Here is an 8,539-nt window from a genome sequence, read left to right on the forward strand (position 1 = left end):
CGCCACCCCACCACCACCCCCCCCCCCTCCGACGCGCCCACCCCCCCCACGACCCCCCCCTCCGCCCCCGGCGCTCCTTCCCGCACCGCTCCCGGCCCCCCCCCGGCCCCCCTTCTGGTGCGTTTTCGCAGTTCGCAGACTGGTAGTACCAGGTGACGTCCGGTACCGACATGAGTGGCGAGTGTGGCAGGGTGGGCGGCGCGGCGAAGACCTCGGGCCGCATCCCGGCGATCCGGTTCAGTGTGGGCTGGTCCATGATCTGGTGGTTCGGAAGCATCCGCCTCTCGGCGAGTTCCCTGAGTGACGCGGCGCCCGAGCGGTGCGTTCGTCGGGTCATGTGTGCTTCCTCGAAGGGATGAGTTTCGGTGGGCGTCAAGCTGGGCGTGGCAGTCCTGACCATGGGCACGCGGCCGAAGGAACTGGCCGAGCTGCTGGCCTCGGTGGAGATGCAGACCGTGAGGCCGGCGCGGACGGTGGTGGTCGCCCAGGGCTGCCCGCTGCCGGAGCTGCCGCCGTGGGTGGAGGGCGTCGAGCTGGCCGAGAACCTCGGGGTGACCGGTGGCCGGAACGTGGCGCTGGAGCACCTGCGCGACGTGGACGTGGTGATCGACCTGGACGACGACGGCCTGCTCGTCGCCGACGACGTGTTCGCGAGGATCGAGGCGCTGTACGAGGCGGACCCCGGGCTGGGCATCGTGTCCTTCCGGATCGCTGACGAGACCGGGCTTACCCAGCGCCGCCACGTTCCCCGACTGCGGGCCGGCGATCCGATGCGCGGTGGCGAGGTGACCAGCTTCCTCGGCGGCGGCCATGGTCTGTCGACGAAGATGCTGCGGCAGGTCGGGGACTGGCCGGACGCGTTCTTCTTCGCGCACGAGGAGACCGACATGGCCTGGCGGGCAATCGACGCGGACTGGCGGGTGCTGTACGCACCGGAGCTGCTACTGCAGCACCCGCGGACCAGCCAGACCCGCCACTCGTTCTTCTACCAGGTGAACGCCCGCAACCGCGTGTACCTCGCGCGCCGCCACCTGCCCGCGCTGCTGGTGCCGGTCTACCTCGGCGTGTGGGTCGCGCTCACGGTCGCCCGCACCCGGAACGCCACCGGGTTGAAGGCCTGGTTCTCGGGCTTCGCCGAGGGCTGGCGCACACCGTGCGGTCGGCGCAAGCCGATGCGCTGGCGCACGGTGTGGACCATGACCCGACTCGGTCGGCCCCCGATCATCTAGGCCGCAGCCGCCTGGCGCATCCACTCCCCGGGGAACGACGGACCGGCCCGGGGCGGGTGCCCGGGGCCGGTCCGTCGGTGGGGGGATCAGGCCGGCAGGACGGCTTCGATCGCGGCGGTCAGCTCCCGGGGCCGCAGGTGGGCGACGACGGTGTCGGCTCTTCTTCTTGAATGGCGATGACAACGTGAAGGTTCGTCATGAAATGACCAATGCGAGTAGACGCCGTGTCGACCGGGAGAAGGGGGCATGGCCGAGGGGAGCAAGCTGGAGGTGAAGGCCGGGGACCGCCTTCTGTCTAGCAAGTACGCAGCAGGCCGACGCCATGTAACACATCGTCATAGGCCGACGCCACAGCGGCTGCGATCAGCAGATCTGGACTGGCTCACATTATCGAGCCAGTAGGCGGGGCCACTTGGAAGTCTCTGCGCCGAGATTGGAAAGATGGATGCGGGAACCGCGTGGATAGAGCTGCACAGCGGCAATCATCCTAATTTCATCCGAGACACAAAGAAGGCATATGAATGACTGCTCTTTCCGTCCTGGAGGAGGCCGGATGAGTCAGAGCAGTCATGATGGCGCGAGGAAATCACCTTGTCATTTTAGGCAGCGACCACCTCGCTTGGCCGTCTTACCGCCTGCAGGTCAGAATGCCACCGAGGCACGTGATCTTGAATGAGCCTTCTGTCTTGATGGCGGCGGCAGCGATCTCTGCTGCCCGATTGACCGTCTCGCGGAAAGGGACGCCGCATTGGTCAGCCCACGCTTCGTAGGAGGCGAGGTGGGAAACGATCGGTGCAGGATCGGTGATCTTGATGGTGCCAGGTAGTTCCCGCACCCGGATGTCCTTGAACGCTGTCCCGAGGTAGCCGGGGGCCTTCTCCAGGGAGAAGCGGGAGCTGAGGGAGACCCGCGCCGGCCCCTCGGGGATCCCGAGGATGTCGCCTGCGGCCCGGGCCCAGAGCCGGTCCAACTCCTGTTTATCGGTGTCGCTGTTGGTCGAGGCGATGAGCACACCGCCAGGTCGGAGGACGCGGGCCAGTTCCTTGATCGTGGCCTCGATATCGCTGACGTGGTACAGCATGTGCAGGGCCAACAAGGCGTCGGCGCTTTTGTCGGCGAAGGGCAGGAACTGGGCGTCGGCCACCAGAACCGGCTTCTCGACGTCGGCGAGGATGCCCGCCGAGATGTCCATCCCGATGACCTGAAGGTCCGGACGGTCCTGGTGCAGGCGACTGACGAACTTGCCGTTGCCGCAGCCGACGTCAAGGATGATCCCGCTTGTGCCGGTCAGCTCTTCGAGGACGATCCCGGGCAGGTCGTAATGCGGCTGCTGCCACCGGTAGATGGACTGGCGGGCGGCCAAGTGGCGTCCGTCGGCGTAGGCACTGTTCGCGAGGATGGACTTGTCGGCGACTGCGGCGTCCTGCTGTGCGGTGTTGCTCGTCACTGGGGCAGCTCCGGAGGATTCGTGAGTGCGGGTCGAGAGCAGGCTTCTCTGACATTCTCACGGAGACTCAGGACGATCGGGGAGCCTGCGTAGGCGGGCTCGGCAAGACGGACGCTCAGCGCCCGAAGGCGGCTGGAGATGCTCGCTGTTCGCCGGTCCGGTGCGGCGTCCAGCACCACCGAGAGCTTCTCCTGCACGCCGTCGAGGTCGCCGTGGGCGAGGTGGGCGTTGGCGAGGTCAAGGCGGGCGGCCAGCAGGTCACCGGAGGACTGTTCCTGCCGCGGTGCAGACTCGTACAGGTCGATGGCCCTGGAGGACGCCTCGATGGCGCGGTTCACATGCGACCGGGCGCCCAGGGCAAGGAGGGCGGTGCCGGCGTAGGTCCACTGCTTGGCCTCGGGAAACGTGAACACACCGGGAAGATCCACGGCGGCTACGGCGCTCCGCGCCGCCTCGGCAGCTTCCACGGCTCGTAGCGCGCTCGCGCTGTCTCCGAGCGCGGCGGTGGCCCGTGCTTCGAGGCTGAGCAGACGAGCTGCGATCGTCCCACTGTCCGCGTACGGCAGTCCGGCTCTGGCCAGCTCGGCGGCCTGGCGGTGGTCCTGCTGCCAGTAGGCGATCAGGGACTGGACGGATCGGATCCAGGCCCGGAGACCGTTGTGGCCGGCTGACTCCGCGCAACGCCAGGCCGTTCGCGAATGCGTAGCTGCGGCCGTGTACTGGCCGAGGTCGAGGGCGACATGAGTGGCCAGGCCGCAGAGGCGCCCGGCCTGTAGGTAGAGATGGCTTGTCTGGTACGGGTGTTGGCGGCCTCGGAGTAAGTCGAACACTCCTCGCCGGAGGGTCCCGATGTCGTGGAAGAGCTCGGACACCGGTTTGCTCACATAGTCCCCTGCCAGCCTCGCGATGTCCGCGTCGATCTGTTCGAGCAGCGTGTCATCCACGTTGGAGGCGCTCGCGAAGCGAAGGAACAGCGCGGACTCTGCCGAGTCGGCTGCCACGGCCACAACGAAATCGATGTCGTGGTCCGTGCGCAGGTCAGGGACAGGAAGCGAGGCTTCGCCGACGCTGCTGGACTGTGGAACTGCTTCGGCGGCTGCAGGGGATGCTGCCAGCAGGTCGGCCAACTGGTCGACCGAGAGTTCCAGGGCGCGGGCGAGCTTCGGCCGCATCCAGGGCTGTGGGGCACCCCTGCCGCTCTCCCATCGCCCCACGGTCGTACGGTCCACATCGAGGGCTTCAGCCAGGGATTCCTGGGTGTGGCCGACCGCCTCCCTGCGCTGGATCAGCCGGGACCTCCTGGATGCCATCGCGCGTCCTCCAGAGGTACGTCAGTTCGTCTGCAGCCATAACAGGCCAGGTCATGCCCGCATTTGCAGCACGGATGCCTCATTTCCGCTTCAATTCTGCTCTGGTTCACCGGCGTTGGAGGCGGTTCTGTAGATACCTGCCGGGTGAATCCCGGCGCGAATCGGCCCGCTGCCGACCTCGTCCCGGTGAAAGGTCCGCACTCATGTCCGTCACCACTCGCCAAGCGGTCACCCCTGCCCCGTTCGGCTTTCGCGTGCTGCCCAGTGTCGAGGCCGTGCCGGACGCACGGCGGCGGGTGATACGGGCCGTGCGTGGTTGGGGACTGCCGCTGGTCGAGGACGCGCTCCGCGATGTCGAGTTGCTGTCCAGCGAGCTGATCACCAACGCCGTGTCCCACACTCACGCCCCGTGCGTCGTGTGCGTGTCCTGGGACGGTGAACGGCTGCACGTCGAAGTGACGGATGTCGGCCACGAACTGCCGACTATCGGCGGGATCGATCTCGATGCCACTGACGGGCGAGGGCTGTTCCTGGTGGCAGCGCTCGCGACGAACTGGGGCGCCGACCCGGACCCCGCCGGCAAGCGGATCTGGTTCGAAGTCGGCACCACCACTGCCGTCTCGGGCGACGAGCGACTCACCACGCTGGTGAGGGCCGCGGCCCCGAAGGCACGGGACGTCGTCCCGACCAGTGCCTGACAAGGCTTCCTCCGCCCCGACGCGGGCTTGGGGGGATGCAGGTGGCCGCGCTGGTCAACAGCCCTGCGGCACAAGCACCTGAGGTTCCTTGCCAGCGGCTTGTCCTGGCAACGGATCCATCGCTGCACCAACGACGGGGGCTGGGCAGCCGCCCGCCCCGTGATCCTGAAGGAGTGCTTCATGCCCGAGAACCTGACGACCAGCACCGAGCCGGAGGGCGACGGCCTGCTGGTCGCCCGTACGAAGGTCGCCGCGGCCCGCTCGCGTGGCGAGCAGCCGTCGGACGGCGGCTCCACCGGCCGAACCGACACCAACGACTGACGGCTGTATCACGATGACCGCCGAGCACTTCTCGGTGGTTGAGCGTCTGGGCGGGGATGGCTTCCTCGCCCAGACGCTCGGCCGCAGCTTCAAGGTCGCACGCGGCGAATCCGCGTCGCTCGCCGGACTCATGAGTTGGGATGACCTCAACACCATCCTGACCCACCACCGGTTCGAACCGCCTCGCTTCCGCCTCGCCGCCAATGGGGAGCAGGTGCCCGCGCACACGTACTCCCGGCCGATCACCACCCGGCGGAGCACCGTCTGGTACCAGCTCCAGCCCTCCGAGTTGCACAAGAGGCTCGCCGAGGGTGCCACGCTGGTCCTGGATGCTGTCGAGGAACTTCACCCCGGCATCGGTGCTCTGGCCAGCCAGCTTGAGCGCCGGCTGCGAACCGGCGTGCAGGTCAACCTGTACGCCTCCTGGACCGGCATCGAGGGCTTCGGCGTCCACTGGGACGATCACGACGTGGTCGTCGTCCAGCTCGACGGCGCGAAGCGCTGGCGCATCTACGGTCCCACCCGCACGGTGCCGATGCACCGTGACGTCGAGACGCCCGAGCCGCCGCCCGAAGAGCCCGTCGCTGATCTGGTTCTCACCGCCGGCGATGTGCTCTATCTGCCTCGGGGCTGGTGGCACGCCGTTGCCGCCTCCGAGGGCCAGCACTCGCTGCACGTCACGTGCGGGCTGCAGAGCACGACGGGTGCCGACTTGATCACCTGGCTGTCGGAGATGTTGCGTGCCCACGAGACCGTCCGGGCGGACGTCCCGCGCTTCGGGGCCGCCGAGGAGCAGCGCGCCTTCCTCGACACAATCGGCAAGCTCATCGCGACCGAGCTGGAGAGCGACGACCTGATCGCCCGCTTCTCCTCCGCTCGCGACGCCACCGAGCGAGCCCGGCTCGTGCCGTCGCTGCCCCACATCATGGCGGCCCCGCCGGATGCCGACCTGCAGGTACGCCTGGTCACCACGCGGCCCGTGCTCAGGGCTCTGCCCGACGACACCGTCCGGTTGACCGCCGGCGGCGAGGAGTGGACGTTTGCCGCCAGGGCCGAGCCGATGCTCGCGCTCCTCGCCGATGGGGAACCTCACCGGCTGGCCGATCTCGCGCAGGCCGCGGGCGTTGCTCTCGGACAGGCGGCCGGTGTCGTGACGGAGCTGGTCGACGGCCAGGCCGCCGCGATCGGAGGCCTACGATGACCGCCCGGCTGGGCCTCGGCACCTACCGTTGCCTCGATGTGGCCGAGGCAGCATTGATGGCCGCCTCCCGAGGTGCCGACTGGGTGGACACGGCGCCCAACTACGCAGGCGGCCGGGCGGAGGCGTCGCTCGCAGTGGCTCTGGCTGCCTACCCGAATCTGTGCGTCTCCACGAAGGTGGGCTTCGTCCCGGCCGGCACCAGGCACATCGGGGTACGAGCCGGTGCGCTGTCCGCGGCGGACGCCCAGCGCGGGTACTGCCTCACCCCGGACTACATCGCTTGGCAGCTCGCGCGCTCCAAGCTCATGCTCAGCCGGGTACCCGACCTGGTGTTCGTCCACAACCCCGAGCACGCCTGCCCGGACGGCGAGATCACCGGCCGGCTCTACAACGCCGTCCTGGCTCTGGAGGAGGCGTGCAGCCAACAGATCATCAGCGCCTATGGTGTGGCGACCTGGCGCGGCTTCAGCAGTGGCCTCTTCGACGTACCCATGCTGATCGAACTCGCGATCAAGGCCGGCGGGCCGAATCATCACCTGTGCGCCATCCAGCTCCCGGTCTCCCTCGTCCACCTCGTGCCCATCGCTCAGGCTCTCGACGGTCACGGCCCGTTGGCCGATGCCCTGGCTGCGGGGCTGGAGGTGTTCGCCTCCGCCCCGCTCCACGGCGGTGAGATCCCGGGCCTGGCCACTCCTGAACTGTCCGAGCTGATCGCCCCGGGCAAGACCAGTGCCGAGAGCGCCCTTGCCGTCGTTGCTTCAGCCCCAGGGGTGAAGCGTGTACTCCTGTCGACGGGGAACCCGGAACACTGGATGGGGGCCGTCGAAGCTGTTGGCCGACCGCCGTTGTCTCCGGACGTACTCCGAAGGGTCGTTGATGTACTCGGAACCTGAGCCGGACACCGCCAGGCGGATGCGTGAGATGCACGCCGTAGCAGCAACCGTTTTCAACGCGAGGCCGATCGGCTCCCGCGAAGCGTGGGGCTGGCGTGGACGCACCCTCAGCCGCCCGGTTGCCACGGCGACCGGCGAGGGCTGGCTCCGCCTGGTGTCGGCCCCTGCCGACAAGGCCGGCGGAAAGCTCTGGGAGGGACCGCAGGAGGCGGAACGGCTCATGCCTCCTGCGGTACCCAGGCCACGCCTGCGGGAGCGGCGTACCTGGACCGAGGGCGAGCACGGCTACCTGGCGGAGCTGTACGACAAGATCACCGCCTCCACCATCGCCACCCACGAGCCGATCCTCCGGGAACCACCTGACCTGGACCACACCTGGTGGGACGGGCTCAGCACCGCCCTCGACGCCATCGCCGCCGTCCCCAGCGACCGGGTGGCGGTCCGGCAGGAATACCTGGACCGCGCCATGCCCCAGTACTTGGGCATCCCGATCGACACCAGGGTGCCTGCCTGGACGACGGCCCACGGTGACCTGCACTGGGCCAACCTCACGGGCCCGACCCTCACCGTCCTCGACTGGGAAGGCTGGGGCGTCGCGCCTGCCGGGTACGACGCGGCACTGTTGTACTCGTACAGCGTCCTCGTGCCGGACACCGCCGCCCAGGTCCGTCACCGACTCGCCCACATCCTCGACACGCCAGCCGGGCAGTTTGCCGAACTTGTCGTCATCACTGAACTGCTGCAGACCATTACTCGAGGCGACAACCTCGACCTGGAGGAGCCCCTGCGAAGGCGGCTCTCCGCGATCACCAGATGACTGGCCCTCGACCCCCCGGTCGAGGGCGGCGCGTTGGGCAGCCCTTGGGATATCCAACGCGCCAATGTGCTCCGCCCCAAGGGGCGAGGACCGGGGTAAGGATGACGGCGAAGGACGGCCCGAGGACCGAGTACGGCCTTGCTGTCACCCACCTCGGTGAGCATCGGCTGATCGGCTACGCCCGATTGGCCACCGAGCCGCAGCAGGCCGCCACCGTCGGCTTCGTCCTCCATCCCGCCGAGTGGGGCAAGCGCCTCGGCGCGGAGACTGTCCATCTGCTGTGCGCGCTCGACTTCGACGTCCTGGGACTGCACCGCATTTGGGCAGCCCGATCCCCGCTCGACGAGGCCTCCGCACGCACCCTACTGCGAGCGGGTATGACTGAGGACGGGCGGATCCGCGATCACGTCTTCGTCCACGGCGCCTGGCGCGACTCGATCACCTACTCGATCCTGGAGCACGAGTGGACACCGATGGAGGGCTGGGATCAGCAGCGCCAGTGGGTGATGCCGGCCGGGCCGGGAACGGAACGACGGGGCCCCCCCCCGGCGGGGCCCGGGGGCCGGCCCGGGGCGGGGGGGTCAGGGCCGGCGGGCGGGGGAGGTAGGCGCGGGGCCGCAGGG

Annotated in this window: 9 protein-coding genes; 7 read left to right on the top strand and 2 right to left on the bottom strand. The window is 68.7% G+C overall.

The features are described from left to right. Positions 1 to 398: 398 nt before the first annotated feature. The gene (locus tag ACFV6I_RS24285) at positions 399 to 1,229 is read left to right on the top strand and encodes a glycosyltransferase family 2 protein (RefSeq protein ID WP_380427584.1); all 831 of its coding nucleotides are present in this window, start codon (positions 399 to 401) and stop codon (positions 1,227 to 1,229) included. Between the two features lie 628 nt (positions 1,230 to 1,857). Here ACFV6I_RS24285 and ACFV6I_RS24290 read toward each other — a convergent pair. Both ACFV6I_RS24290 and ACFV6I_RS24295 read right to left on the bottom strand, forming a co-directional pair. Further along, positions 1,858 to 2,676: a class I SAM-dependent methyltransferase gene (locus ACFV6I_RS24290; protein ID WP_380427570.1), complete on the bottom strand. Its 819-nt coding sequence runs from the start codon at positions 2,674 to 2,676 to the stop codon at positions 1,858 to 1,860. Further along, on the bottom strand, positions 2,673 to 3,986 hold the full coding sequence (locus ACFV6I_RS24295; RefSeq protein ID WP_380427572.1) for a helix-turn-helix transcriptional regulator: 1,314 nt from the start codon (positions 3,984 to 3,986) through the stop codon (positions 2,673 to 2,675). Before ACFV6I_RS24295 ends, ACFV6I_RS24290 begins: the two co-directional genes overlap by 4 nt. 203 nt (positions 3,987 to 4,189) lie before the next feature. On the opposite strand from ACFV6I_RS24295, the gene ACFV6I_RS24300 reads away from it, so the two are divergent. From ACFV6I_RS24300 to ACFV6I_RS24325, 6 genes are all read left to right on the top strand, one after another. After that, positions 4,190 to 4,684: an ATP-binding protein gene (locus ACFV6I_RS24300; RefSeq protein ID WP_380427574.1), complete on the top strand. Its 495-nt coding sequence runs from the start codon at positions 4,190 to 4,192 to the stop codon at positions 4,682 to 4,684. 180 nt (positions 4,685 to 4,864) lie between these two features. Further along, positions 4,865 to 5,005, top strand: coding sequence for a hypothetical protein (locus ACFV6I_RS24305; RefSeq protein ID WP_167745844.1), 141 nt, complete (start codon positions 4,865 to 4,867; stop codon positions 5,003 to 5,005). A 13-nt stretch (positions 5,006 to 5,018) separates the two neighbouring features. Then, complete coding sequence (locus tag ACFV6I_RS24310; RefSeq protein ID WP_380427576.1) at positions 5,019 to 6,206, top strand: cupin domain-containing protein; 1,188 nt, start codon at positions 5,019 to 5,021, stop codon at positions 6,204 to 6,206. Beyond that, positions 6,203 to 7,099: an aldo/keto reductase gene (locus ACFV6I_RS24315; RefSeq protein ID WP_380427578.1), complete on the top strand. Its 897-nt coding sequence runs from the start codon at positions 6,203 to 6,205 to the stop codon at positions 7,097 to 7,099. Before ACFV6I_RS24310 ends, ACFV6I_RS24315 begins: the two co-directional genes overlap by 4 nt. Before the next feature lie 220 nt (positions 7,100 to 7,319). Then, a complete protein-coding gene (locus ACFV6I_RS24320; protein WP_380427580.1) occupies positions 7,320 to 7,916 on the top strand; it encodes a hypothetical protein in 597 nt (198 codons plus the stop codon). After that, positions 7,913 to 8,539, top strand: a 627-nt coding sequence (locus ACFV6I_RS24325) for a GNAT family N-acetyltransferase (RefSeq protein ID WP_380427582.1), incomplete at its 3' end; no start/stop codon positions are given. The genes ACFV6I_RS24320 and ACFV6I_RS24325, both read left to right, overlap by 4 nt.

This window comes from Kitasatospora sp. NPDC059803, assembly GCF_042732255.1.
GTDB lineage: Bacteria > Actinomycetota > Actinomycetes > Streptomycetales > Streptomycetaceae > Kitasatospora.